This window comes from Algoriphagus ratkowskyi (genome assembly GCF_002150505.1).
Lineage (GTDB): Bacteria > Bacteroidota > Bacteroidia > Cytophagales > Cyclobacteriaceae > Algoriphagus > Algoriphagus ratkowskyi.
Genome location: NZ_MSSV01000028.1, coordinates 13,318 through 40,030 on the forward strand (window position 1 = coordinate 13,318; position 26,713 = coordinate 40,030).

The 26,713-nt window shown below is 39.2% G+C and carries 20 protein-coding genes and 1 pseudogene; 9 read left to right on the forward strand and 12 right to left on the reverse strand.

All coding sequences use genetic code 11. From position 1 onward, the window contains the following. Positions 1-8: 8 nt before the first annotated feature. From BVH02_RS19765 to BVH02_RS19790, 7 genes and pseudogenes are all read right to left on the reverse strand, one after another. Positions 9-896, reverse strand: a complete 888-nt coding sequence (locus tag BVH02_RS19765; RefSeq protein WP_223271928.1) for a hypothetical protein — start codon at positions 894-896, stop codon at positions 9-11. Between the two features lie 78 nt (positions 897-974). Then, positions 975-2,093: a molecular chaperone DnaJ gene (gene dnaJ, locus BVH02_RS19770; RefSeq protein ID WP_086503205.1), complete on the reverse strand. Its 1,119-nt coding sequence runs from the start codon at positions 2,091-2,093 to the stop codon at positions 975-977. Positions 2,094-2,097: 4 nt separating this feature from the next. Next, positions 2,098-2,658 carry a nucleotide exchange factor GrpE gene (locus BVH02_RS19775; protein WP_086503206.1) on the reverse strand — a complete coding sequence of 187 codons (561 nt, stop codon included), beginning with the start codon at positions 2,656-2,658 and terminating at the stop codon, positions 2,098-2,100. 77 nt (positions 2,659-2,735) lie between these two features. Beyond that, positions 2,736-3,731, reverse strand: coding sequence for a GTPase ObgE (obgE, locus tag BVH02_RS19780; protein WP_086503207.1), 996 nt, complete (start codon positions 3,729-3,731; stop codon positions 2,736-2,738). A 74-nt stretch (positions 3,732-3,805) separates the two neighbouring features. Beyond that, positions 3,806-4,378: an adenylate kinase gene (locus BVH02_RS21680; RefSeq protein ID WP_205635763.1), complete on the reverse strand. Its 573-nt coding sequence runs from the start codon at positions 4,376-4,378 to the stop codon at positions 3,806-3,808. A 39-nt stretch (positions 4,379-4,417) separates the two neighbouring features. After that, positions 4,418-4,930: pseudogene (gene hpt, locus BVH02_RS21685) on the reverse strand (hypoxanthine phosphoribosyltransferase); the annotation flags it as partial. A gap of 9 nt (positions 4,931-4,939) precedes the next feature. Continuing rightward, the gene (locus BVH02_RS19790; RefSeq protein WP_086503209.1) at positions 4,940-5,848 is read right to left on the reverse strand and encodes an aminopeptidase; all 909 of its coding nucleotides are present in this window, start codon (positions 5,846-5,848) and stop codon (positions 4,940-4,942) included. A 172-nt stretch (positions 5,849-6,020) separates the two neighbouring features. On the opposite strand from BVH02_RS19790, the gene BVH02_RS19795 reads away from it, so the two are divergent. The 3 genes from BVH02_RS19795 to BVH02_RS19805 all read left to right on the forward strand — a co-directional run bounded on the left by BVH02_RS19795 (position 6,021) and on the right by BVH02_RS19805 (position 12,339). Next, positions 6,021-7,310, forward strand: coding sequence for an OmpA family protein (locus BVH02_RS19795; RefSeq protein WP_086503210.1), 1,290 nt, complete (start codon positions 6,021-6,023; stop codon positions 7,308-7,310). Between the two features lie 359 nt (positions 7,311-7,669). Then, positions 7,670-10,072, forward strand: a complete 2,403-nt coding sequence (locus BVH02_RS19800; protein ID WP_086503211.1) for an outer membrane beta-barrel family protein — start codon at positions 7,670-7,672, stop codon at positions 10,070-10,072. Positions 10,073-10,161: 89 nt separating this feature from the next. Further along, positions 10,162-12,339, forward strand: a complete 2,178-nt coding sequence (locus BVH02_RS19805) for a DUF5916 domain-containing protein (protein WP_086503212.1) — start codon at positions 10,162-10,164, stop codon at positions 12,337-12,339. Between the two features lie 191 nt (positions 12,340-12,530). Here BVH02_RS19805 and BVH02_RS19810 read toward each other — a convergent pair whose 3' ends face one another. Beyond that, positions 12,531-12,713 (reverse strand): CPXCG motif-containing cysteine-rich protein, encoded by a 183-nt coding sequence (locus tag BVH02_RS19810; protein ID WP_086503213.1) that lies wholly within the window; start codon positions 12,711-12,713, stop codon positions 12,531-12,533. A 246-nt stretch (positions 12,714-12,959) separates the two neighbouring features. Between BVH02_RS19810 and BVH02_RS22100 the strand changes: the two genes are divergently transcribed. Further along, complete coding sequence (locus BVH02_RS22100) at positions 12,960-13,247, forward strand: ATP-binding protein (protein WP_425320757.1); 288 nt, start codon at positions 12,960-12,962, stop codon at positions 13,245-13,247. Between the two features lie 53 nt (positions 13,248-13,300). Beyond that, positions 13,301-13,969, forward strand: coding sequence for an ATP-binding protein (locus BVH02_RS22105; RefSeq protein ID WP_425320756.1), 669 nt, complete (start codon positions 13,301-13,303; stop codon positions 13,967-13,969). A gap of 260 nt (positions 13,970-14,229) precedes the next feature. Here the strand turns inward: BVH02_RS22105 and clpB are convergent, their stop codons facing one another. Further along, positions 14,230-16,848: an ATP-dependent chaperone ClpB gene (clpB, locus tag BVH02_RS19820; protein ID WP_086503214.1), complete on the reverse strand. Its 2,619-nt coding sequence runs from the start codon at positions 16,846-16,848 to the stop codon at positions 14,230-14,232. Between the two features lie 335 nt (positions 16,849-17,183). Then, the gene (locus BVH02_RS19825; protein ID WP_086503225.1) at positions 17,184-18,440 is read right to left on the reverse strand and encodes a dipeptidase; all 1,257 of its coding nucleotides are present in this window, start codon (positions 18,438-18,440) and stop codon (positions 17,184-17,186) included. A 170-nt stretch (positions 18,441-18,610) separates the two neighbouring features. Here BVH02_RS19825 and BVH02_RS19830 point away from each other — a divergent pair, with 170 nt between their 5' ends. The 4 genes from BVH02_RS19830 (at position 18,611) to BVH02_RS19845 (ending at position 24,233) form a co-directional block, all read left to right on the forward strand. Then, positions 18,611-20,338 carry a hypothetical protein gene (locus tag BVH02_RS19830; RefSeq protein ID WP_111357090.1) on the forward strand — a complete coding sequence of 576 codons (1,728 nt, stop codon included), beginning with the start codon at positions 18,611-18,613 and terminating at the stop codon, positions 20,336-20,338. A gap of 1 nt (position 20,339) precedes the next feature. Then, positions 20,340-21,224 (forward strand): SMP-30/gluconolactonase/LRE family protein, encoded by an 885-nt coding sequence (locus tag BVH02_RS19835; RefSeq protein ID WP_086503215.1) that lies wholly within the window; start codon positions 20,340-20,342, stop codon positions 21,222-21,224. 307 nt (positions 21,225-21,531) lie between these two features. Then, complete coding sequence (locus BVH02_RS19840; RefSeq protein ID WP_086503216.1) at positions 21,532-22,533, forward strand: acyl-ACP desaturase; 1,002 nt, start codon at positions 21,532-21,534, stop codon at positions 22,531-22,533. A 161-nt stretch (positions 22,534-22,694) separates the two neighbouring features. Then, positions 22,695-24,233 (forward strand): carbon-nitrogen hydrolase family protein, encoded by a 1,539-nt coding sequence (locus tag BVH02_RS19845; RefSeq protein WP_086503217.1) that lies wholly within the window; start codon positions 22,695-22,697, stop codon positions 24,231-24,233. Between the two features lie 80 nt (positions 24,234-24,313). On the opposite strand, the gene BVH02_RS19850 is transcribed toward BVH02_RS19845, so the two are convergent. Both BVH02_RS19850 and lpdA read right to left on the reverse strand, forming a co-directional pair. Continuing rightward, positions 24,314-25,087: a Rossmann-like and DUF2520 domain-containing protein gene (locus BVH02_RS19850; protein WP_086503218.1), complete on the reverse strand. Its 774-nt coding sequence runs from the start codon at positions 25,085-25,087 to the stop codon at positions 24,314-24,316. An 83-nt stretch (positions 25,088-25,170) separates the two neighbouring features. After that, entirely contained in the window at positions 25,171-26,568 is a 1,398-nt protein-coding gene (lpdA, locus tag BVH02_RS19855; protein ID WP_086503219.1) for a dihydrolipoyl dehydrogenase, read from the reverse strand. Positions 26,569-26,713: the final 145 nt, after the last annotated feature.

The following is a 26,713-nucleotide window of genomic DNA, read 5'->3' on the forward strand; positions in this document are numbered from 1 at the left end:
AATAGTAATTATTCAACAGTTAATGAACCAACTCCGACATCCAGGATTAATTCCATCAATCTAGGATCTGCGGCATCATAGCCTTTTGTGATATATACACCCTTTTCCAAAGTTTTCAAATATTTTGGGAGAGATGTTTTGCACATCGCAGTTGTTCGCACTTTAATTTTTATGGGAAACGAGTCTGAAGGTAACCGTAAATAGATTGACCCTGCTCCCACAGCTGCGATCACATGACTTGCACTATGCATTCCATTAGAAAAGTTCAAATCAATTTTACCGTAATTGACCTCTAAAATCATCCGTTTAGCATTGGTGTAATTTGCATCATTTATTACCACAGTACCCATATTCAGCGTAACCAAAAGGGTATCCATTTGCACCTGATTTGGAGAATTGTCCCCATAGTGAATGAGTACGTCAGCACTCGCGCTTTTAACTTTCAGCTGATTGATGGTAAGATTTGCCAAGTCAAAATCTGACTTACCCATGCCCAAATTAAAATCTAAATGATACAGATAATTAGTGCTTAAAGCCACATTCCAGCTATGGTCAAAGCTATCTGAAGAGCTAGAAAAAAGTTTGGATGTGATGCTTTTGCCCAAGTTTTCAGATTCCACATTCTTATGAACTAAAGAGGTCTGAAGAATATTGTTTGAGATTTTCTGAGAAAATACTGGAAGGATATTCGTTTGATTAAGGTGTCCATGAATATAGACAGGGTCTGAAGATTTGGTTCGCTTAAGCTGAGTGCTACTTTTATAAGTAGTGAACTCAAGAGCAACCATATCGAAACCAGTTCTCTCTGTCGCTTTAAACTCCTTTACAAGTTGCGCCTTACTCACAGCTACCCATCCAATCATCATCACGAATAGTAGACACAAATTTCTAAGCATACGGTTAGGTTACGAGGCGACTTTGAAAAGGTTTTTTAAAAATATAAAAAAAGCCAGAATTGCTTCTGGCTTTTTTTATTAAAAGAACTCTTTCATCTTATCGAAGAATGATTTCTCACTGTTCCCTGGGTCGGGTTTGAAATTATCTGAATCCCGCAGAGCTTCTAAAGTTTCTTTTTCCTCTCGTGACAAATGGGTAGGAGTCCACACATTAACCATGATCAGCTGATCACCTTTAACATATCCATTAATATCCTTGATCCCCTTACCTTTTAAGCGTAGCATTTTACCACTTTGGGTTCCTTGATCAATCTTTATTTTGACTTTTCCCTCAATAGTAGGTACTTCAATGGATGCTCCAAGAGCCGCATCAATAAAGGAAACATATAAGTCATAGATAACATTGTTACCATCTCTCTGAAGAACTTTATCTTCTATTTCTTCTATTACAATAAGCAGATCCCCGGCGATTCCACCTGGTATTTCATTACCTTTTCCAGACATACTTAGCTGCATACCTTCAGCTACGCCCCCTGGAATATTTATAGAAATAACTTCTTCTTTCATTATAAGGCCTCTTGCATCTGCATCTGCAGGCTTTTTGTCAACGATCTGACCACTTCCACCACAGACTCCACACGTGCTAGCCGACACCATCTGTCCTAGCATAGTGTTAACCACCTTTTTCACCTGTCCAGATCCTTGGCAAGCAGAGCAAGGCTTGAAAGTAACCCCATCAGCGATTAAATGGCGTTTCACTTTAATCTTTTTCTCTACACCATTGGCAATTTCAGCAAGAGTCATTTTCATCTTCACGCGAAGATTTGTCCCTTTTTTGGTACGTCGGCCTCCGCCGCCGCCGCCGAAGAAAGAACCAAATCCTCCTCCTCCGCCTCCACCACCGAAGATATCGCCGAATTGGGAAAAGATGTCATCCATGTTCATCCCGCCTCCACCGTATCCTCCAGCACCGCCTACTCCTTGATGACCAAATTGGTCATACCGCTGCTTTTTCTCAGGATTACTTAATACCTCGTAAGCCTCTGCTGCTTCTTTGAATTTATCTTCAGCTTCAGGATTGTCAGGATTCTTATCTGGGTGATATTGAATCGCGAGTTTCCTGTACGCTTTCTTTATCTCATCCGCTGAGGCGGACTTGGTTATTCCTAAAACTTGGTAATAATCTCTTTTTGCCATAATACTATGCTCCTGTCACCACTTTTGCGTAGCGTACTACTTTATCTCCTAACACGTAACCATTCTCTATCACATCTACAACTTTCCCCTTCATCTTATCGCTTGATGCCGGAATCTGAGTAATAGCCTCCTGAGTATCTGCATCAAAAGGCTTCCCAACAAGATCAGTCATTGGTTTTAATCCCTTGCTTTCGAGTACTCTCAAAAAGATCTGGAAGATCAACTGATTTCCCTCTCTCACTTTAGAACCATCCTTTTCATTTTCGCTAGCTTTGAAAGCTCGCTCGAAATTATCCACAATAGGAATCAAATCTTTTAACACATCCTCTGATGCTGTGGAGATAAGATCCAATCGCTCCTTAGCAGTTCTTTTTCTATAGTTCTCAAAGTCTGAGTAAAGTCGAAGATATTTATCCTTCAAATCTGCTATTTCGAATTCTAACTTATTCTCTTCAGAAGAGACTTGATCTTCTACAGTTTCGGATGAAGTAGTATCAGTCATTTCTTGATTGAGATTCTCATCATTAAGATTCATTTCTTGACCGACTTGTTCTTTATTATTCATATTTGAAATAGATAATAGTTGGAGCTACAGGCTTATCAATATTGTTGCCATTGCACTTTATCTGACAAACTGACATCTTAACCCTCATGTATAGCCTGCCAGATTAGATCTTTGAGCCTGTCAAGATTGTATTGCGAGACGGAAGAGATGAAAACATGCGGAATTCCTTCTGGAACTTCCTTTTCCATTTCATTCACTAGCTCTTCGTCCAGCATATCCGTTTTAGAAATAGCCAAAAGTCTGCGCTTATCAAGTAGTTCTGGATTATATTTCTCTAATTCACCCAGCAAAATCCTGTATTGTTCTCCTATATCTGGCGCATCAGCAGGCACCATGAAAAGTAAAATTGAATTTCGTTCTATATGCCTCAGGAATCGAATCCCTAAACCTTTCCCTTCTGCTGCACCTTCAATGATCCCTGGAATGTCCGCCATAACAAAGGATTGATCTCCTCGATAGGCTACAACTCCTAGATTAGGAACTAGCGTAGTAAAAGGGTAGTCTCCTATCTCTGGTCTAGCTGCTGAAATAGAGGAAAGTAATGTTGATTTTCCGGCATTAGGAAATCCTACCAAACCAACATCAGCGAGAAGCTTAAGCTCTAAAATGATCCATTCTTCGATTCCCTCTTCACCAGGTTGCGAATAATGGGGTGCCTGATTAGTAGATGTTTTAAAGTGGTCATTTCCTAATCCACCTCTTCCTCCTTTTGTCAGTATTACTTCTTGTCCGATTTCTGTGATTTCAAAGCGTTTCTCCCCAGTCTCCGCATCTTTGGCGATAGTCCCTAGAGGCACTTCCAAAATCATATCTTTGCCGTCTGCACCAGTTCTCCTCCCGCCTTCTCCACTTTTACCAGCATCAGCGATTACGTGCTTTTTATATTTCAAGTGGAGCAAAGTCCACACTTGAGTAGTACCTCTTACTATAATGTGACCACCTCTTCCGCCATCTCCACCATCTGGACCACCTTTAGGTACATGCTTTTCTCTTCGAAAATGCGTTGATCCTGGTCCACCTGCCCCAGATCTGGAACAGAATTTTACGTAATCGATAAAGTTTGAATCAGCCATTTTTTATAAAGAAAAAAGGCTAAGCTTTAAAGCTTAGCCAAATATGAAATGCAAAATTAAGAAAATAAAGGCAATCAGTAGCTATCAATCACCGAAGTGATGTCTTTGAAAATTTGATCAATTTCACCTACACCGTTGATTTTCTGAAGCTTGCTCTGGGAGGCATAGTAATCTGCGACAGGAAGAGTTTCACCCAGGTACACCTTTATACGGGTATTGATTTTCTCATCATCTTGATCGTCCACACGATTGGAAGTCTTGCCTCTTTCTTTGATTCTAGTCCGCAATACATCCTCTGGAACGTCTAATGCGATCATGCCATTGATTTCAAGTTTATGATGTGAAAGCATTTTATCCAAAGCCTCCGCCTGAGCAGTAGTACGTGGAAATCCGTCAAAAATAAACCCATGAGCATCTTGGGTTTCATTAATTTTATCCTCAACCATCCCAATTACTACCTCATCTGGCACCAACCTTCCCTCATTCATATACTTTTTGGCAAGCTGGCCCAACTGAGTTCCCTCTCCAAGATGCTTTCTGAATAGATCACCAGTGGACAAATGCGTGAGTCCGTATTTCTCTATGAGTTTTTCACTTTGAGTGCCTTTGCCTGCACCAGGAGGGCCAAATAATACAATATTATACATTCGTAAGTCTATTATTAAAGGAGTACTGAGTTGATAAATATCGGGTAAATTCCTACCCAAACCATCGTAATCAAGGCCGTAACCGATCACAAATTTATTGGGAATTTCAAAACCGACATAATCTAACACGTAATTAAACTGAAAAGCATCCGGTTTATGCAGCAAGGTAACGATAGAAAGCTGGGCAGGATTATAGCTAGAAAGAGCCTTCAATAAATAATCCATGCTGATTCCTGTATCAACTATATCTTCCACAATCAATACATACTTACCTTCAATTTTTTCTTCCAAACCCAAAATAGAACGAACTTCCCCAGTAGATTCAGTGCCCGAATAACTGTTAATCTTTATAAAAGTGGCAGAAAGGGGTAAGTCAATATACCTACAAAGGTCAGCCATGAACATAAAGGAACCATTAAGAATCCCCAGAACAACTAACTCTTTCCCAGCAAATCCATGTGTGATTGCTTTTCCAAGCTCGGCAGTTCGTTTATTAATTTCCTCAGCACTGAGATAGATCTCAAATTCTTTGTCATTTATATTAATGTTCATTCCTAGTATTTAAAGTCTTTCTAATAAAAACGGATAAATATTCAACATCGCCTCCAAATCTGCCAACGACACTCTTTCATCAGGCGTATGAACATTTTCCTCTGCTGCACCAATAAAGCACCAATCTATAGCATAAGGAGAAAATTGCACTTCTCTACCATCACTGCCTCCGAATTCCTCAACTTCAAGTTGAAAGGGAATCCCACTCTCTTTTGCAAGCTTAATAATTCTGTCTATAAACTTTTTACGAGGTATATATTTGTCCCTAATGGAAATTACTACACCCTTATGGAACTGCACACCTTCAGTAATCCAAGTAATATCAGAAATCAAAGCTTGTCTAACTGGGGATGTATTTTGTATGAATTTGAGCAAAAAAGGCATACTTCCTCCACCATGTTCCTCATATGTGGAAAAAACTACCCAACCATCGGTAATAGTTTCGCAAAGATTCATTGCAGAATACACTCCTAGCCTATTGTCTAAATACGCTGCTTGAATGAAATCTTCATCTAATCTGACATTTTGATGAAAGGAAAGACTCGTGCCCGGATCTATTCCACGCGGAAAGTCATGATATATCTCATTCTCATCACCATGTAACTTGCATGTAATCTCACCTAAGGAATCACTTCCTACCAAGACTGAACCCTCTATTATCTCAGGCCCACCGATGCTAATGAGTTGATTATTATACCTTGTCATAAAACCGACGGTATCCATATGAGCAAAAACAGCGGTTCTCGGCTCACCAAACTTTAATAAAATACAGTCGTGGAAATTTTCGCCAGAATAGATAATAGGAATAACATTCCAATGATCTTTTCGTTGGTCAATATATTGCAGTATAGAAGCGGATACTGAAGATTCATCCCCTGAAACACTAATCTGTTTGAGGATTTCGAATAAGAATTTCATTTTGGCATAAATTATGTTAATATTTCAATAAATAATTTGAAAAAAGTTAAGAATTATTTTTTTCCCTGAATTGGGTTTAAAATATTTCAGCTAGATTTGTAGTAAATAAAAAGTTTATAAATTTGTAATTCACATCAATCAACACTTAAAATTTGAACAAAAATTTTTTGTTATGAAAAAACTAATACTATCAACAGTTATCGCAGGCGCTCTGGCATTCGGAGCAAATGCACAGGAACAGGAATTCGATAAGTTCTCTCTTGAAGTGGGCGGCGGTTTTAACAAACCTATGGCACCTCTTGCACCATCTTTCTTATCTCCTACTTTAAACCTTGGCCATGTAGAACTCGGCGCTAGGTACATGTTCAATGAGAAATTCGGTGTGAAACTGGATTACGGTTTTGGATCGATGAAAGAGGCTGGTGATGAAGAAGCCAATACTGGCTCATTCGACACCAAATACTATCGTTTGAATCTTCAGGCTGTTACTAATCTGGGGAGAATCATGAATTTTGAATCTTTCACAAGATCAGTTGGATTACTAGGCCATTTTGGTGCTGGAATTGGAAATGTGAAGCCTCAAGAAAATCTTTATAGTGATTTCACTGATGACGTTTACAACTTTATCGTTGGAATAACTCCTCAATTGAAATTGGGTAAAAGTATTGCTTTAGTTGGAGACATCAGTACTATCATCAACGGTCGTCAAACTGTTACATGGGATGGTTCTAAAGCTATCGGACCTAACGATCCAGGCTTCTTTGGAGCAAACAGTGTTTGGTGGACAGGTTCTATCGGTCTTCAGTTCTACCTAGGTAAAAACGAAGAGCATGCTGATTGGTACATTGCAGCTGACAAGTATGCAACCAAAGAAGAACTTGCTACTCAGATCAACGGTATCAAAGATATGTTGAAAGATTCTGACGGAGACGGTGTTCCTGATTACTTAGACAAAGAGCCTAACACTCCAGCTGGAGCAAGAGTTAACTCTGCAGGTACTACATTAGATTCTGACGGTGATGGCACTCCAGATCATATGGATAAATGTCCATTCATTCCTGGTCCAGCATCTACTAATGGATGTCCAGTAGAAGAAGTAAAAGAGGAAGTTGATTTCTTCAGAAAAGCAATCAATGACGGTTATGTAAATGTTTACTATGCATTTGATAGCTCTAAGCCACTTGGTTACTCAGCTAGCGCTGCTAGTTATGTATCAAACTTCTTGAAAAAGAATCCAGGAGTAAAAGTTGAGATTAAAGGTTATGCGGACGAATTAGGTCCAGAAGACTACAACATGAAACTTTCTGAGAGAAGAGCAAAAGCTGTTTATGATATCATCGTCTCTTCTGGAGTAGATGCTTCTAGACTTTCTTATAAAGGATATGGTGAAGATACAAGCGTTGACAAAGCATCTGCTGACGCTAGACAATTAGCAAGAAGAGCTAGTTTCGAAGTAAAGTAATTAGCACTACATTATTAAAAGGGTTCGATATAATATCGAACCCTTTTTTTTATGCCCATTTTTTTACGATAGTAGCAGCATAAAATTAAGTTATCTATAAACTAATAATTCACTATCAAATTGATTGACAGAACTATACACATTTGCAGGAATTCCATAACCAAGAGAAAGTTTTATGAAAGTGCAATCAAGTATTAAAATGATAAACATTAATATCACTTTATCTATCAAAAACTACCTTTTAACATTTTACATCTGATTATTTACAAAAATCGAAATATCTTATTACTAATTTCAAATTCAATAATAACGTACTTTGAAATCAACCCAGCTTAAACCTATAACTAAACAGGCACTTAATGTCCGCTATTAACCAATACAAACTGATTGGATTTCCTATTTCACTAGTGCTGAGCTTCCTTTTTTGCTTTTCTTCTATTGCGCAGCAGCCTAACAAAAGAGGTGAACTTAGTGGTATTATCCTTGAAAACATTACTAACTCTCCCTTGCAATTTGCCTCAATTGGCATTTACACAAGTTCTGACAGCCTGATCTCAGGAGGGCTTTCAGACGAGGAAGGCAAACTCCTTATAGATATTCCTAATGGCCAGTACTATGCTCTCGTAGAGTTTATGGGGTATAAACCATTCAAAACTGACTTATTCATAATTTCAAAAGACATTCCTTCACATGATTTAGGTCAGATTATGTTGCTCACTACCGCTGGAGATTTAGACGAAGTGGTAGTGCAAGGTGATAAGACAATCATGGAGCTATCTCTGGATAAAAGGGTGTTCAATGTTGGGAAAGATTTGGCAAATGCAGGTGGCACGGCAAGTGATATTTTAATGAATTTACCCTCCATTTCTGTTGATCCTGAAGGAAATGTCCAATTGAGGGGTTCTGCGAATGTGCGTATTCTGATTGATGGTAAACCTTCTGGACTAGTAAGCTTCAAAGGAAGTAGCGGTCTGCGTCAATTACCTGCCAATATGGTGGAGCGCGTGGAAGTAATCACAAATCCATCTGCCCGATACGAAGCAGAAGGGATGTCCGGAGTAATCAATATAATTTTGAAAAAAGAAAACCAAGAAGGTTTTAATGGATCCTTCGAAGTAATAGTAGGAACTCCAACGAATCTTGGGTTTACGGCCAATTTAAACTATCGGCATAAGAAAATTAATTGGTTCATAAATTACGGTTTATCTCATCGCCGGTCGCCAAATGTGGGTGAATTGTATCAAGAAGTTTATGGACAGGATACTACCTTTATTCTAAATCAGTCTAGTGAAGGCAATGTGAGCAGCATAAATAATAATATACGGGGTGGCTTGGATTATTATTTTAATGAAAACAGTATTCTCACTGCATCATATCTGTGGCGTAGAAGTGATGCGCACCGGATTACAGATATTCGCTACGAAGACTCTTGGAATACTTCAAAAAACTTACAGACCTATACGTTAAGAAGGCAGGACGAAACCGAGGAAGAACCAAATTCAGAGATCTCTGCAAACTATAAGCGAGCCTTCGAAAGAAAAGGGCATGAACTCACTACAACTTTCACCTATCTTAATTATTGGGAGAATTCTGATCAGCTTTTCACTCAAAGTACCTTTTCACCTCAAGGAGTCGAAGATATTCCACTCGAGCAAACCCAAACTTCTCTCAATGACGAATATGAAAACCAGTATTTGTTAATGCTGGATTATGTAAAGCCATTTGGAAAAGAAGGGAAGTTTGAGACAGGTTTCCGAACCAGTTTCAGACGAATGAAAAATGATTACATCGTACAAGAAAAAGGTGAAGATGACAATTTTTCTCCAATTCCAGGATTAGACAATATTTTCATATATAATGAGAATATCATGGCAGCCTACAGCATAATTGGCAATAAGAAGAATAATTGGAGCTACCAAGCTGGATTACGTGTGGAAAATACAGACGTAGAAACTATCCTAGAAGAGACTAATGAAGTGAATCCCAGAAAATACACTAATCTCTTCCCTAGTGCACATCTGACTTACAATGTGTCGCTGGAAAATGCATTTCAACTCAGCTATAGCAGAAGAGTACAAAGACCAGTTTATAACGATTTGAGCCCATATGTGACATTTTCAGATTCTAGAAATTTCTTTAGTGGGAACCCTGATTTGAATCCTGAATTCACCAATGCTTTTGAACTCGGCCACATAAAATATTTTGACAAAGGAACACTTTTCACCACAGTGTACTATCGAAGTACCGTTGACAAAATTGAGCGACTTCGCACAGTCAATGATGATGGTTTTTCAGTTACAAAACCATACAACTTGAATGGAGAAAATTCTTTCGGAGTGGAATTAAGTGGCGATTTTCGTGCAAACGAATGGTGGAAAGTAGATATGAACGTAAATTTCTTCCATGCAAATATCGATGGAAGCAACATTCAAGCTGGCTATACCGCCAAAACATATTCTTGGCTTTTCCGCCAAACCTCAAGATTTACACTGAACAATGGCTTGGATTTACAGCTCAGAATAAACTATGAAGCTAAACAAAAAACTGCTCAGGGCGTCAGAAAAGGCGTATTTTACATGGATCTTTCTGCTAGCAAGGACATCTTAAGTGATCGTGGCACATTGATTTTGAATGTAATCGATATTTTAAATTCTCGCATAAACCGATATATCACCGAAGGCGTGAATTTCTATACAGAGGGAAGCTCTCAGCGGCAGATGCGTCAAATCAACCTGACTATGAATTATAGACTTAAGCAGTAAATTTATGTCAAATTGAGTCTAATAACATCCGAAATATGTTTCAGTGCTCTAGAATTCCTCAATTATACCCATTGAATGAAACCTTCTAAATGCGTAAACTGCTTATAATTCTCTTTCTAAATTCATTTTTCGCAGAATCACTTTTCGCTCAGAAAATCAATGAATCTTACCGATTACCTATTCAAAAGACAAGCTCTACGATTGAAATTGATGGCGCTTTAACTGAACAAGCATGGCTAGATGCTGAAGTAGCTACGGATTTTTTCATGATCACCCCGATGGATACCAGTTTTGCGAAAGTGAGAACAGACGTGAGGATGACCTATGACGATGAAAATCTCTATTTACTAGTAGAGAACTTTCATGGAATTCCAGGCCCATACATGGTTGAGTCCCTTCGCCGTGATTTTAGCTTTGGCAAGAATGACAATTTCCTACTCTTCATGGACCCCTTCGATGATCAGACTAATGGTTTCTCTTTTGGAGCAAATGCTGCTGGTGCACAATGGGATGGGATAATGTACAATGGTGGAAGTGTTGATCTGAGTTGGGATAATAAGTGGTATTCCAAAGTCACTAACTATGATGACAAGTGGGTGTTTGAAGCAAAAATCCCTTTCAAGTCAATTAGATATAAAAAAGGAATCACAGAATGGGGAATCAATTTTTCTCGACTTGACTTGAAAACCACTGAGAAATCAGGCTGGGCGCCAGTTCCCCGACAATTCCCCTCTGCGTCCTTAGCTTACACAGGAATCTTGGTTTGGGATCAAGCACCTCCCCAAGTTGGAGCCAACGTTTCTATAATCCCATATGCTCTTGGAGGCTTTAGGCAAAATAGATCTGAAGGAGAAGATCCAGTATATAGAAAAGAAGTAGGTGTGGACGCCAAGATTGCCCTAACCTCCTCCCTAAATCTTGATTTAACTGTAAACCCTGATTTCTCCCAAGTAGAGGTGGATCGACAGGTAACTAATTTAGATCGATTTGAATTGTTTTTCCCAGAACGAAGACAGTTTTTTCTTGAAAATGGAGATTTATTTGCAAGTTTTGGCTACGAAAGAATACGACCCTTTTTCTCCAGAAGAATTGGTTTAAATGCTCCAATACAATTTGGTGCTCGAGTTAGTGGCAAGGTTAATAAGGACTGGAGAATCGGAGCAATGAACATGCAAACTGAAGAAGTAAATGAGGATGCACTTCCCTCCCAAAACTTCACCGTACTCGCGGCTCAGAGACGTGTCGGAGCACGATCCAACATAGGAGCCATTTTTGTCAACAAACAATCACTCAAATATAATCCAGACCCAAATTCAGAGAATCCGATTTATTCTCAATTCAACAGAAATCTAGGCTTGGAGTACAATCTTGCAACATCCAATAATCTTTGGACAGGTAAGGTAATGGGATTAAAAAGCTTTGGCCCTGACAATACAGACAATGGGTTTGTACAGGCTGCCAATTTTAAATATACAGCTGGAAATTTGACTTGGGAATGGCAACATGAATATGTCTCTGATAAATATACCGCTGAAGTAGGCTATGTCCCAAGAAATGGATATTTCAAAATCAATCCAAAAATTGGGTATCGATGGTTTCCAACAAGTGAAAAAATTCTCAGCCATGGCCCTGATGTAAGTAGCACTTCCTATTGGAATAAATCGGGCGAATTCACCGATAATACATCCTTCATTGCCTACAATGTGAAATGGCGTAGTCAAAGTACCTTTATGCTCTGGACAGCCTACGATTATGTGGAGTTACAGCGACCTTTTGATCCTACCAACTACAGCGGAGAAACACTTTCTGCCGGGTCAAAACACAAATGGTTTGCGTGGGGCACGGAATATACTTCCAAGCCTCAAAGTATTTTCACCTATGCATTCTCTACTCGGATGGGTGGCTACTATGCAGATGGAGAGCGATATAATGTCAGTGGAGAACTTGGCTACAGATTTCAGCCTTATGTGAGCATAGCTATGAATGCCAATTACAATAGAATTATTCTTCCAGAACCATGGTTTACGAATAATTTTTGGCTAGTTGGGCCGAGAGTAGATGTGACCATGACGAATACCCTATTTTTTACGGCATTCGTCCAATACAATGAGCAAATCGAAAACATTAACTTGAATACCCGCTTCCAATGGAGGTTTAAGCCTGCTTCAGATATTTTTTTAGTATATACTGACAACTACTTGCCGGCACCTTTTTATACCAAAAACAGATCATTGGTATTGAAGTTTACCTATTGGTGGAACTTGTAATCCTCCGTCAATAGAGTGATTGCAATCTACTTGCTCAATATTTGGATGCATGAGATTTACATAAAGCTCGTGATATTTCGAACTTTAGACTTTGCCCATAAGTCATAGTGATGACGTGAATTCCAGTTGATAAAGTAATCTAGAAGCAGATCAAGAACCATAATTTCTTATAAAGAGAAGTTAGGTAAACTCTATTGCTCTATAGATCTAGCTTCGAAAGCAACTACATTACCTTCTTCAAGTTCAACACGAATTTCAATTGGGTTACAGCACACTTCGCAATCTTCGATGTACTGCTGTTTCCGAATAGAGGGATCTATGAGCATCGAAATCTCTTCAAAGCAATAAGGACATTCAAAGTATTGTTCAAGCATTTTATAAATAAGGTAAATGATACTCAAATGACAATGTTATTTATAATTGAGTCTGCCAACTGACGATATTTACATTAATTGAGTCAGTTAACTGACGGTATTTACATTAATTGAGTCAGCTATATAGCTATATCAAAAGTTAATTCTCTACTATACACTGAAAATCAACGAGATAAAAGTGAAAAAAATATTCCCCGAGTATTACTAGCTCAGTTTAAAAGAAAGCTCAAACCAAATAAAGTCTTGATGCTCCTTGGGCCTAGACGGTCAGGTAAAACTGCGTTCGTCCAAGATTTTCTAAAAACTATAGATACTTCCCAAGCTTTGATCTTAAACGGAGAAGATGTTCTTGATTCAGCTTTGCTCCAAGAAAGATCTGTGTCAAATTATTCCCGATTGCTTTCTGGGAAAAATCTTCTGGTCATAGATGAAGCTCAGCATATTGCTGACATAGGGATGATCTTAAAACTGATCGTTGATTCCATAGAAGATATTCAGATCATAGCAACAGGCTCTTCGTCTTTTGACAATTAGAGTTCTCCAAAATCGAAGATTTCAAGACTACTATAGAAAAACGCGAAGAACGTTTGATTTTCGGAGGCTATCCAGAACTCATCCGCTACTCGGACTGGAAAGAGAAGGAAGATTACCTCTACCAGATTATGAACGATTATCTTTTGAAAGACATCTTGATGGTAGATGGCGTAAAAAATTCCGACAAACTCTATTCTCTGCTCCGATTGATCGCTTTTCAAGTTGGTAAGGAAGTCTCCCAAGAAGAGCTTGGTAAGCAACTTGGAATGTCAAAAAACACAGTCGAACGATACTTGGATCTACTATCCAAAGTATTTGTATTATTCAAAATCGGAGGATATAGTAGAAACCTCCGCAAGGAAATTGTAAAAAACAGTCGCTGGTATTTCTATGACAACGGAGTAAGGAATGCCATTATCCAGAACTTCAATAGACTAGATCTTCGTGCTGATGTAGGTGAGCTATGGGAAAACTATCTATCTGTAGAACGGATGAAATTCCAGAATTACAGCCAAATACACTGCAATAACTATTTCTGGAGAACATACGATCAGCAGGAAATTGATTGGGTGGAAGAAGAAGGTGATCAACTCAGAGCTTTTGAGTTCAAACACCAACTTTCAAAAAAGCCTAAAGCACCAGCCGCCTGGGGAAAAGCCTATCCCGAAGCAAGTTATAATGTAATTCATACTGGCAATTATCTGGATTGGATTGTTGGGTAAGTCTACCAATTTCCAATATAACCATACACAAATCTACATTTACCCACTGGGCGAAAGTAGTAACGAGAAATATCTCAGAAGTTAATGGCGATCAGATTTCTACACTAATTAGGATATAGGTCGGGAGGCTTGTAAACAATTAGCTGCTAAAGAAAATATAGCATAGCGTTCTCTAAGAAAGCTCCTTGCATTCCGTGGTCAAAAAAAAAACCCTCGAAGCAACTTGCTCCGAGGGTTTAACCATTTATCATTAACCTAAATTACACTTCTATTTCCGTATCTACATTTTTAAAGTAGACTTGATTATCTGCATCTAAATCCACAAGGACTGCAGAGTCATTTTTAATATATCCAGACAAGATTTGCTTTGACAACTCATTAAGCAATAAACGCTGCATCGTTCTCTTTAGCGGTCTGGCTCCGAAATTCGCATCAAAGCCAACTTCGCCAAGGTAATCAAGCACATCTTTAGTTGCTTCTATCTCAATTCCAGATTCCGACAATCGGTCCTGAATTTCCTTCCATTGAATATCTACAATCTTCCGAATGACCTGCTTGTTGAGAGGCTCAAACATAATTGTCTCATCTATTCTATTCAAGAACTCTGGACGAACAGCTTTTTTCAATAGCTCATAAACTTCCGTTTTGGTCTTTTCCAAAATCTCATCCTTATTCCATTCTTCCATCTCTGCGAATCGCTCTTGAATTAAGTGCGATCCAATATTAGTAGTCAGAATTATAATCGTGTTCTTGAAATTCGCTACACGACCTTTATTGTCTGTCAATCTACCATCGTCCAATACCTGCAGAAGAATGTTAAACACATCTGGATGCGCTTTTTCTATCTCATCCAGCAAAATCACAGAGTATGGTTTTCTACGAACAGCTTCGGTCAATTGTCCACCCTCATCATAACCTACATAGCCTGGAGGTGCTCCTACCAACCTGCTGACGGAATGTCTTTCTTGGTATTCAGACATATCAATTCTCACCATGGAATTCTCATCATTGAAGAGATATTCTGCCAAAGCTTTTGCTAACTCAGTCTTACCGACACCAGTTGTACCCATGAATATAAAACTACCAATCGGACGCTTTGGATCTTGAAGACCAGCTCGGCTTCTTCGTACGGCATCAGACAAAGCAGTAATTGCTTCTCTTTGTCCAGCTACTCTTCTGCCCAACTCATCTTCTAAATGGAGGAGTTTTTCCCGCTCAGACTGAATCATTTTGTTCATCGGAATTCCCGTCCATTTGGAGACCACTGCGGCGATATCCTCCTGGTCAACTTCCTCTTTAAGCAAGGGAGATCCAGCCTGCATTTCTTTTAGCTGGCTTTTGAAAGACTCAAGCCTCTGCTCTGCTTCCACGATTTTGCCGTATCTAATCTCTGCTACTTTGCCAAAATCTCCAGCACGCTCAGCTTGCTCAGCTTCAACTTTATAATTTTCAATTCTCTCTTTTTCACGTTGAATTCCTGTGATAACTGCCTTCTCAGACTCCCACTTTGCTTTTACACTGTCGCGCTTTTCTGCAAGTTCAGCAAGTTCTTTACTCAGAACCGTTTCTTTATCCTTATTCTTTTCTCTACGAATAGCCTCGCGCTCAATCTCTAATTGCATGATGCGACGATTCAATTCATCTAATTCCTGAGGCAAGGAATCAATTTCCATCCTCAATTTTGCGCCAGCCTCATCCATCAAGTCAATCGCCTTATCTGGTAAGAATCGATCAGAAATATAACGCTGAGAAAGCTCAACAGCCGCAATTACCGCGTCATCCTTGATACGCACTCCATGGTGCAACTCATATTTATCTTTAATTCCTCGCAGTATAGATATGGCATCTGCAGCATCAGGCTCATCTACGAATACAGACTGGAACCTACGCTCCAGAGCTTTATCTTTCTCGATATACTTCTGATATTCCTTCAGCGTAGTAGCTCCGATTGCATGGAGTTCTCCACGCGCCAAAGCTGGTTTCAACAAGTTGGCAGCATCCATCGCACCTTCTCCACCTCCACCAGCTCCTATCAGCGTATGGATCTCATCGATAAAGAGAATAATCTCACCCTCGGCATCCGTTACCTCCTTGATCACTGCCTTTAATCTCTCCTCAAACTCTCCTTTATATTTAGCTCCTGCAACTAACAATCCCATGTCCAAAGAAATCAACGTCTTTGATTTAAGGTTTTCAGGTACGTCTCCAGATACGATTCTTTGCGCTAGGCCTTCTACGATAGCAGTCTTACCTACTCCTGGCTCGCCCAATAAGATTGGATTATTCTTGGTTCTACGAGCCAAGATTTGGAGTACTCTACGAATCTCTTCATCACGGCCAATTACAGGGTCAATTTTACCCTTCTTAGCCATTTCGTTCAGATTTTTGGAGTATTTCTCCAATGCCTGATATTTGCTTTCCGCATTTGGATCAGTCACTTTATTTCCTTTTCTAAGTTCTTTTATCGCTTCAATCAAAGGTTTTTCAGCTATGCCCTGATCTTTTAATAGATGAGCTGCAGCATCTCCTGAGGCTAAGATAGAAAGCAATAAATGCTCAATTGCCACATACTCGTCACCAAATGTCTTAAGGTAATCCTTGGCTTTATTGAGCACTTGAGAAGTATAACTAGATAATTGTGGCTGTTGACCTCCGCTAACCTTAGGAAGTCGATCCAATATTTCATCTAATTTTTGAGAAATGAGTTGCTTACTTGTACTGAGTTTTTTAAATAAGAACTCAGTTACATTTTCGTCTTCAGAAATGATCCCCTTAAGCAAATGTGCTGGCTCAATATTCGGCTGTCCTGCAGAAGACGCCAGCTCCAAAGCTTTTTGAATCGCCTCCTGAGATTTTATAGTGAATTGCTTAAAATCCATATATACAGTTGATTGATAGTATTTTGAAAATAAACTTATTCGGCTTCAGAAATACATTATATCATCTAAGCCTCACTCTCTATCATCAAAACCACTTCCAATTACTTTTTTCGGTCACAATGGCTGAAAAAGTTAAGCTTTAAAGGATAAAACGGAAAATTTGACAGAATTTTATTCGGATTATGGCAATATCACGGCATTATGAGCAATTTCTACCATATGATTGATGAACTTTCTAAGCCAAGTTTAGGAGAACGAAAACAAATAGAATTAAAAAAGTAAACCCTGCCTCAAGCGAGAAACAGGGTTCACAATTTCTTAATTTATATAAGAAATCACTTTTGGCTAGCGGCGTAATCCTCTACATCCTTCCAAACTCTAAATACATTTTTATAGCAGATCTTCTCGATTTCCTCTCTTGTGTATCCACGCTTTAAAAGTTCCGCAATCAAATTTGGATACATAGAAACATCTTTTAATCCCGTTGGTAAGGAATCACCTACTCCATCGAAGTCAGAACCCAACCCTATATATTCAACTCCAACCAAATCTTTCACATGATCGATGTGATCTGCAACTCGCTGCACGGTAGGAAATGGATTATTTGAAGCTACATATTCTGCGGCATAAGCTTCGAAAGCAGAATCTGTTCTACTCATATTATTTTCAACCATGTAATTCACCAGATGCTCTCTTACTTTTGCAGTACCTGTCGCATAAGCCGAGTCAATAAAACTTCCACCAAAATTTATCATCATTACTCCACCATTCTTAGCCATGGCCTGAATAAGCTCATCACTCATATTTCTCTCAAAACCTGGAGTAAACTTCCTTACTGAAGAATGAGAGGCTATAATAGGAGCCTTGCTAACAGACAATGCATCTCTAAAAGTATTATCGGAAACATGGGATAAATCAACCATAATCCCTACTCGATTCATTTCTGTAACCACTTGTTCCCCAAATTCACTCAAACCACCATAAGTACTTGTGGTATCGTAGCTGGCATCTCCTATAAGGTTATCCGTGCCATGTGTAAGTGTGATATACCGAATTCCCCGCTTGTAGAAATATTCTACATTAGCAATATCATCTTCTAGTCCAGAGCCATTTTCCATTCCCAGCGGAAGTGAGATAATCCCTTTTTCAAAATTAGCCTCAATATCCGCAGGGCTATATGCCATCGCAAACTTGTCTGGAAATGTAGTAGTAAGTCTCTCTGTCATCATAATCAGCGAATCAGCCAATGCTTTGGAAGCTCCTGGAATACTCTGAAGACCCGCAGGAATATAGATTGACATAAAAGGTGCATCAAGACCACCTTCCTTTGTGCGAGGAAAATCAAAGTCTCCCCCGTCGGTTCGAACAGAAACATCCAAAATTTCCCGCTGTATGGTAAAACCCCCAACTTTCATACGATAAGGTAAATCCACATGCCCATCAACCATTATAGTCTCATGTGCAATTTTCTTGGCTACTTCCAGTCTCTCAGCATCAGAAAGTGTAGTATAATCAACGGTTGTTTCTTCTTCTTTAGGAGAACAAGCAATAGCCAAAGTGGCAATCATTACGGCACTTAAATATTTTTTCATAGGTCGGGGGATTGGTTTAACCTGTAAGTTAAGTGGTTTTTCTAATTGAAAATCCATTAATCCACCAATGGCATTATGAACATAATTTCCTAGATATTTAAAGTATTTAAAACCCTTGAAGGGCAATTATGAAGTGATAATCTGTAAATTCCAACACAAAACCACCCTCCATGAAACAAAACTTCTATTGCATCTTCTTATTCATATGTAGCTGGGCTTGCACACCATCCAATAATTCAAAAATTGAAATTGTAATCGACAAATCACTTGAAGCCGAGCTAAAAGCTGGTCGATTACTACTAATTTATTCTACAGACAGCACAACTGAACCGCGCTTCGGAATCAGTGACAATGTAAGCACCAATCAAGTTTTCGGGATGGATTTTGAAGACTTTGAAGCAGGCAAGCCTATTTTATTCGATAGCAGAAGCTTTGGATACCCAGTCGAAAGAATCTCCGAACTAAAAGAAGGCACATACTATGTACAAGCATTTATACAGAAACATGAAACTTTCAATAGAGCTGACGGACATACGATAAACCTACCTATGGATCAGGGAGAAGGGCGTCAATGGGCTCGAGCACCAAAAAATATATATAGCAAGCCAATTGCTGTAAACTGGAAAAAAGAGCAAAATCTGAGATTAACAATTGAAAATATTATTCCAGAAATCAAGCAGCCTGAAGACACAGACTACATAAAGCATATCAAAATCAAGTCTGAAAAGTTGTCGGAGTTTTGGGGAAGAGACATGTACCTTGGCGCCAATATTCTACTTCCAGAAGGCTTTGATGAAAATCCATCTCAGTACTACCCACTGATGATTTTCCATGGACACTTTCCTTCGGATTTTTCAGGGTTCCGAACAATTCCACCTGACCCTGACCTAGGAGAAGATGATTACAGCGACAGGTTTGGAATCTATGGTTATGCGAAACTGGAGCAGCAGGAAGCTTATGATTTCTATCAAAAGTGGATATCACCAGATTTTCAACGGTTTATCATTATTGAGGTCCAACATGCCAACCCCTATTATGATGATAGCTACGCGGTAAACTCTGCAAATCTTGGCCCCTATGGTGATGCAATTACTTATGAGTTGATCCCTCACATTGAGGAGCAATTCCGAGGTATAGGTGAGGGTTGGTCACGTTTTCTTTATGGCGGATCTACGGGAGGATGGGAAGCTTTAGCCGTGCAGGTGTTTTATCCAGATGAATACAACGGATGCTTTGCTGCTTGTCCTGACCCGATAGATTTCAGAGCTTATACATCGATTAATCTCTATGAGGATCAAAATGCCTATTACCAAGAGGGTGAATTTCGAAAGACCCTCCGTCCTGCTCATCGAAACTATCTAGGGCATGTATCTGCTACTGTAGAAGACATGAATCACAAAGAGCTAGCAATTGGAGGGAACAAAAGTAGATCAGGAGACCAATTTGATATCTGGCAGGCAGTGTATTCTCCTGCAGGTCCTGATGGCTACCCAAAACCAATATGGGATAAATATTCAGGTGAAATAGACTCAGAAGTGGCAAATTATTGGAAAGAAAATTATGACCTTCGATACATTATGGAGCGTGATTGGGCTTCCTTGGGACCAAAATTAGAAGGGAAAATAAATATCTTCTGTGGAGATATGGACAATTTTTACCTAAACAACGCAGTATATTTGACAGAGGAATTTCTTGAAGAAACTGAAAATCCTTATTATGATGGAACTGTATCGTATGGAGATCGAGCTGAGCATTGCTGGAATGGAGATCCTACACTTCCCAACTATATTTCCAGACTTAGATACAACACGATCTATTTGGATGCTATTGGGGATAGACTAATGAAAACAGCACCTGCAGGATTTAATCAATACAACTGGACTCTAACCAAAAACTGAAATGAATTTATCAAAACTTAAATTTGCACTGCTTGGCATTACAAGCATACTCCTTTTGACAAATTGTTCTTCTACAAAAACAGGAGAAATCATAGAAGGGGCAAAAGTAGAAGATGTCAAAATCCCTACTCTGACAAAAATTTGGGAAAGCGACACAACTTTAATTACTAACGAGTCCGTATTGTATGACGCTACCTCTGGTAAGATCTACGTATCTAATATTGAAGGCGACCCTAATGGGAAAGATGGAAAAGGATCAATATCCATTCTAGACAAACAGGGGAATATCCTGACTCAGGAATGGGTAAAAGGATTAAATGCTCCCAAAGGCATGGGGATTTCCAATGGAAATCTTTATGTAACTGACATTGATGTGTTGGTGGAAGTTAATTTGGAAACTGGTAAGATCAGCAAAAAATATCCGGTTAAAGACGCTGTATTTTTGAATGACCTAGCCACACATGGAGGAAAAGTTTATTTCACGGATATGAGAACTGGGAAAGTTCACCTTCTTGACAATGGCAAAATCTCGACACTGACGGAAGGTCACGAATCGATCAATGGAATTGCGGTTGCTGAAGACGGGAAAATCTATGGCTTGGATAAGTCTGGATTTAAATCGCTCAACGATGACGGAACATCTACTATTTTAAATAAAACTGTAACTGGAGGTGATGGACTTGTAATCTTAGGAGATGGCAATTATATCGCTTCACGATGGTCAGGAGAGATATACTTAGTAACTGCCGATGGAGAGACATTACTTCTCGATACAAAAAATGAGGAATCAAATACCGCAGACATAGGTTTTATCCCTGGCGACAATATTGTGTTGGTCCCAACTTTCTTTAAAAACAAGGTAGTTGCTTACAAACTGGAATATTAATTCTTACAATTTTCGCGCACTATAAGCCTTCTTACGAAGGCTTTTTTGTGCCTATTGAACTGAGAAGGGTAAAATTTCATTATCTTAAAGTGCAGGCTAACAGAAGAAATATAACTTGATTGAGGCCTATAAAGAGAAAGACATGCCAAAACCCCATGTTGTTCTCACCTAATCAACTGAATGTTGGCTACTTATGAATACCTAATCATTGATAGTATTTTTCTATCAGTAATTTGTCCATTTGTGAGTAAATTTGTCTTAATTCAAAACCCGACCGAGTTTTAACAATTCGGGCCTAAATTTATCCATGATGAAAGCAGGAGAAATAAATTACGAACTAGAAAAAAACTTAGAAGTCATCTCTCAACTGGATGGTCTTGTTGGCGAAGCGGTAGATAATATCCTAGTGGATCCAGACAAGTGCTGGCAGCCGTCAGATTTCCTTCCTGACTTTGGAGATCCAGATATTCATGACCAAATAAAGCAACTACAGCAAAGGTCTGAAGGAATTCCTGATACGGTTTTAACTTCCTTAGTTGGAAATATGATCACCGAGGAAGCCTTACCAAGTTATCAGACATATTTTAATCTTTTAGAAGGAATTAATCCGGAAAGAAGCCTGCTATCTCCTTCAGGATGGGTTAGATGGTCGAAATCTTGGACTGCTGAAGAAAACCGACATGGTGATCTTCTCAACAAATACCTCTACATGACAGGTAGAGTAGACATGAAGGCAGTGGAGCAAACTATTCACAGGCTACTTACCAATGGATTTGATCCAAATACTGGGGGAGATCCTTACCAGGCAATAGTCTACACATCATTTCAAGAAAGAGCTACCAAAGTTTCTCACGTCAACACAGGAAAATTAGCTGATATAGCCGGTGATCCTATTTTAGGAAGAATCTGTAAGCAAATTGCAGGAGACGAGGCTAGACATGAGAAAGCCTATAAAAGCTTTATGTCTGCCATATTTGAAATTGATCCAAATGGAGCAATCCTAGCTTTTGAAAAGTTAATGAGAAAGCAAATAGTGATGCCCGCAGTCCTGATGGGTACGGGAGGATCAAATCCTTCTTTATTCACTGAGTTTTCAGCGATTACGCAGAAAGTAGGGATTTATACCGGATGGGATTATGCTAGAATTATTGAACATCTAGTTGAGCTTTGGAAAATAGAAAGTCTAACAGGACTGAATGACGTAGCCTCCAAAGCGCAGGATTACCTAGTAAAACTTTCAGATAGATATATGCGAGTTGCCGACAGAATGAAAGCTCCAGAAGAAGTAAAACTTGCTTGGCTAAAGTAATTTTCATCGACATATGTTTAAATCCTTTCCTAAACGGAAAGGATTTTTTCATTGAACTCATTAGTATCATTAGCATAAAAGGAAAAATAAACCCTCGTACATTTATTGGTTCAATATCTAAGAACTAACATTCCACATCACCACGCTTCCTTACGATTAACATGGACAATACCCAAGCAGAAAATATAGCTTTATCATACCTACAACCTTCTGATTACAAAGATTTTAAAGCTGCCATGATCGAAGCGTACAGAAGTATGCCAGGATCTTTCTGGGCAGAAAGCCAGATTGACACATTGATTAAAAAATTTCCCGAAGGGCAAGTTGTCATCAAAATTAACGATCAGCTCGCTGGCTGCGCACTTTCTATCATAGTTAGTGATGCTGATTTGGAAGGCGAGCATACTTATAAAGATATCACTACAAACTTCACCTTTGATAATCATAATGACGATGGGGATATGCTTTACGGTATTGATGTGTTTATCAAACCGGAATTTCGCGGTTTAAGATTAGGTAGGAGGCTGTATGATTATCGTAAGGAGCTTTGTGAAAAGCTTAACCTAAAAGGGATTGTCTTCGGTGGTAGGATCCCAAATTACCACAAGTATAAAAAGGAGATGGGGCCAAAGGAATACTTGGAGAAGGTAAAGATGAAAGAGATTTACGATCCAGTATTGAATTTCCAGCTTGCCAATGATTTCCACCCAGCTCGAATTATGAAGAATTACCTAGAAGGTGATGCTGCTTCGAGCGACTTTGCGGTACTGCTCGAATGGAACAACATTTTCTATGAAAAGCCTAGTAAGTTAGCCTCCACAAATAAGACAATTGTCCGTCTTGGTTTGATCCAATGGCAAATGCGTTTATATGATGACTTGGATGAGTTGATGCAGCAAGCTGAGTATTTCATCGATGCTGTTTCTGGCTATCGTGCGGATTTCGCTCTTTTTCCAGAACTTTTCAATGCGCCACTGATGGCAGAATTCAATCATTTAAGTGAAGCTCAGGCTGTGCGTGGCTTGGCAAAATACACGGATGAAATCGTCAAGCGATTTGGTCAGCTATCAGTATCATACAACATCAATATTATCACTGGCTCAATGCCAAAATTGAATAATGACAAGTTGTACAATGTCGGATATCTATGTAAGCGGGATGGCTCTATAGAATCATACGAGAAGCTTCATATTTCTCCCTTAGAAGCTAAAGTATGGGGAATGCAAGGTGGTAATGTGCTGAAGGCATTTGACACCGACTGTGGCAAAATTGGTATTCTTATCTGCTATGATGTTGAATTTCCTGAATTAAGTAGACTTTTGGCTGATCAGGGAATGGACATTTTGTTTGTTCCTTTCTTGACAGATACTCAAAATGGCTATTCTCGCGTACGGAATTGTGCGATGGCAAGGGCTATAGAAAACGAGTGCTATGTCGCCATGGCTGGAAGTGTCGGTAATTTGCCAAAGGTTCATAACATGGACATGCAATTCGCCCAGTCTATGGTAATCACGCCATGCGACTTCCCATTTCCTAACAATGGCATCAAAGCTGAAGCAACACCAAATACTGAAATGACATTGATTGCCGATGTTGACATCTCCTTATTAAGAGAACTCAATCAGTTTGGAAGTGTCCATAACCTGAAAGACAGAAGAACTGACTTATTTGAACTTAGGCTGAAGGATATTCCTAAATAAGCCTAGTGAATATTGCTATTCGCAGAGTTTGACAACTCACAATATTTTCTAATAGCATGTGTCAATAGTTATTTATGTAACTACCCATCAATAATATCCTGGGAGATCAGCCGATAAATTTCAGCGACACTTTCGTTGTAACTCAAAAATCGATGATGATCTTCCAGGGTTTCATAATCCTCCCGGTAAGCAGGGCCAGTTTGTGCTGCCTTAGCTCCCAATTGTAAGCTTTTGGAAATAGTCTCAATGATCAAAGGCTTTAGCATCTCGAAGTCTAATCCTTGCCTTCTCATCACCTCCTCGGCGATTCGAATCATGTGATTTGAAAAATTGCTTGCAAAAACTGCTGCTATATGCATGGCTTTTCTATCCTTAGATCTTACTGTGTAAGTCAAGGGTGACAAACTTTTCGCAAGCTTCTTAAGCGTTTGCAAAGTCTCCTCGTCGTCAGATTCCAGCAATAGTGGCACTTCATCAAATTCGATTTTCCTGCCTTTAGTGAAAGATTGCAGAGGGTAAAATATGCCTGTATAAGATGCAGAGCTATAATTTAAAATGTCTAATGGCACAGATCCAGAAGTATGCACAAGAATACTATTTTCAGGAAGAATGACTTCATCTGCTACTTCTGGAATAGCTGAATCCTTGACAGCCAAAATAAAAATATCAGCCTCACTTGTAGAGAAATCGAGATCGTCCTTTGGCTCTCCAGCATAAACTCGATCGGTAATATGACCAGCACTTTTCAGGCTTCTAGCATATACTTCTGTAATAGTATGGCCTGCATCTTCCAAGGCTGAGGCCAAGTGCCAAGCAACATTTCCAGCACCGAGAATGGCAATTTTAAACTTCATGATCGAAGTAAACTATTTTTCCCCAAAAATAAAAAGCCATTCGAATCTCTCCGAATGGCTTTTTTATAAAATATATTTCTTACTTAAATATGAAGCGCTCGGTTGTCCGTTGCGGCAAGACAAGCCTCCTTAAAAGCTTCAGTATATGTCGGGTGTGCATGAGACATTCTTGCTATATCCTCTGCAGATGCTCTGAATTCCATTGCAACTACAGCTTCAGCGATCATATCCGCCGTTCTTGGACCAATCATATGAACTCCAAGGATCTCGTCCGTTTCAGCATCTGCCAAGACTTTCACTAAACCGTCGGTATCCATCGAAGCTCTAGCTCGGCCTGAAGCCATAAACGGGAATTTACCAGTCTTAAATTTGACTCCCTTTTCCTTCAACTGCTCTTCAGTATAACCAACCGCAGCCACTTCTGGCCAAGTATATACTACACCAGGGATCAGGTTGTAATTGATATGAGGCTTCTGCCCCAAAATAGTCTCAGCTACAAATACGCCTTCTTCTTCAGCTTTATGAGCAAGCATAGCGCCTTTCACTACATCACCGATTGCATAGATATTTGGGACATTGGTCTGTAAATGATCATTTACTTCCACTTGACCTCTATCTGTGATTTTCACACCCGCTGCTTCAGCATTCAAACCCTCAGTGTATGGCTTTCTACCGATAGAAACCAAGACGTAATCGCCTGTCACTTCAATAGTTTCTCCTTTGCTATTTTCAGCTTTGACAGTTACTTCTTTGCCTTTACTTTCTACGCCAGTTACTTTATGCTTTAAGAAAAATTCAAAACCAATTTTCTTTAGAGACTTCTGAAGCTCTTTTCCCATAGTGCGATCCATCGTAGGGATCAATGAGTCCATGTATTCTATAACAGAAACTTTCGATCCCATTCTAGCATAGACAGAACCTAATTCCAAACCGATTACTCCACCACCGATTACTACCAAGTGCTTAGGAATTTCTTTCAAATTCAAAGTTTCTGTAGATGTGATTACTCTGTCTTTATCAATTTTGATGAAAGGCAAAGTAGAAGGCTTCGATCCTGTAGCTATGATGATATTTTTACCCTGAATGTCTGAACTGGAACCGTCATCTTTAGTGACTTTAACAGTGGTTTTATCCACGAAAGAACCAAGACCTTGAAGAACATCAATCTTGTTCTTTTTCATCAAGTATTGAATCCCATCTGTATTCTGCTTTACCACATCATCCTTACGTGTGATCATTTGCTTCAAGTCAACTTTCAAATTGCTCAACTTAATTCCATGAGTTTCGAAGGTATGAGCAGCATTATGGTAATGCTCAGATGAATCCAAAAGTGCTTTAGAAGGAATACAACCTACATTCAAGCAAGTTCCTCCAAGCGTAGGGTATTTCTCAACAATGGCAGTTTTCAGACCGAGTTGTGCACAGCGGATCGCTGCAACATATCCACCAGGGCCAGAACCTATAACTATGACGTCGTACATTTTCTTAGATTTTAGTAGTAAGCAGCAAGTTCAAAACCTTCTCTTACTTATAGTTAAAATACTTTCGTATCAAGATTGGGAGCATTAACAATAAGCTCTTTTGAAAACACCCCCTTACTTGATACTTAGTACATTTTTCTCAGTA

Coding starts and splice junctions, on each gene's coding strand:
- BVH02_RS19830 (WP_111357090.1), top strand. CDS start 18,611: ATGAAACAAAACTTCTATTGCATCTTCTTATTCATATGTAGCTGGGCT.
- lpdA (WP_086503219.1), bottom strand. CDS start 26,568: ATGTACGACGTCATAGTTATAGGTTCTGGCCCTGGTGGATATGTTGCA.
- BVH02_RS19790 (WP_086503209.1), bottom strand. CDS start 5,848: ATGAAATTCTTATTCGAAATCCTCAAACAGATTAGTGTTTCAGGGGAT.
- BVH02_RS19805 (WP_086503212.1), top strand. CDS start 10,162: ATGCGTAAACTGCTTATAATTCTCTTTCTAAATTCATTTTTCGCAGAA.
- clpB (WP_086503214.1), bottom strand. CDS start 16,848: ATGGATTTTAAGCAATTCACTATAAAATCTCAGGAGGCGATTCAAAAA.
- dnaJ (WP_086503205.1), bottom strand. CDS start 2,093: ATGGCAAAAAGAGATTATTACCAAGTTTTAGGAATAACCAAGTCCGCC.
- BVH02_RS19835 (WP_086503215.1), top strand. CDS start 20,340: ATGAATTTATCAAAACTTAAATTTGCACTGCTTGGCATTACAAGCATA.
- BVH02_RS19845 (WP_086503217.1), top strand. CDS start 22,695: ATGGACAATACCCAAGCAGAAAATATAGCTTTATCATACCTACAACCT.
- BVH02_RS19765 (WP_223271928.1), bottom strand. CDS start 896: ATGCTTAGAAATTTGTGTCTACTATTCGTGATGATGATTGGATGGGTA.
- BVH02_RS19800 (WP_086503211.1), top strand. CDS start 7,670: ATGTCCGCTATTAACCAATACAAACTGATTGGATTTCCTATTTCACTA.
- BVH02_RS22100 (WP_425320757.1), top strand. CDS start 12,960: ATGCTCCTTGGGCCTAGACGGTCAGGTAAAACTGCGTTCGTCCAAGAT.
- BVH02_RS19825 (WP_086503225.1), bottom strand. CDS start 18,440: ATGAAAAAATATTTAAGTGCCGTAATGATTGCCACTTTGGCTATTGCT.
- BVH02_RS19850 (WP_086503218.1), bottom strand. CDS start 25,087: ATGAAGTTTAAAATTGCCATTCTCGGTGCTGGAAATGTTGCTTGGCAC.
- BVH02_RS19810 (WP_086503213.1), bottom strand. CDS start 12,713: ATGCTTGAACAATACTTTGAATGTCCTTATTGCTTTGAAGAGATTTCG.
- obgE (WP_086503207.1), bottom strand. CDS start 3,731: ATGGCTGATTCAAACTTTATCGATTACGTAAAATTCTGTTCCAGATCT.
- BVH02_RS21680 (WP_205635763.1), bottom strand. CDS start 4,378: ATGTATAATATTGTATTATTTGGCCCTCCTGGTGCAGGCAAAGGCACT.
- BVH02_RS19775 (WP_086503206.1), bottom strand. CDS start 2,658: ATGAATAATAAAGAACAAGTCGGTCAAGAAATGAATCTTAATGATGAG.
- BVH02_RS19840 (WP_086503216.1), top strand. CDS start 21,532: ATGATGAAAGCAGGAGAAATAAATTACGAACTAGAAAAAAACTTAGAA.
- BVH02_RS19795 (WP_086503210.1), top strand. CDS start 6,021: ATGAAAAAACTAATACTATCAACAGTTATCGCAGGCGCTCTGGCATTC.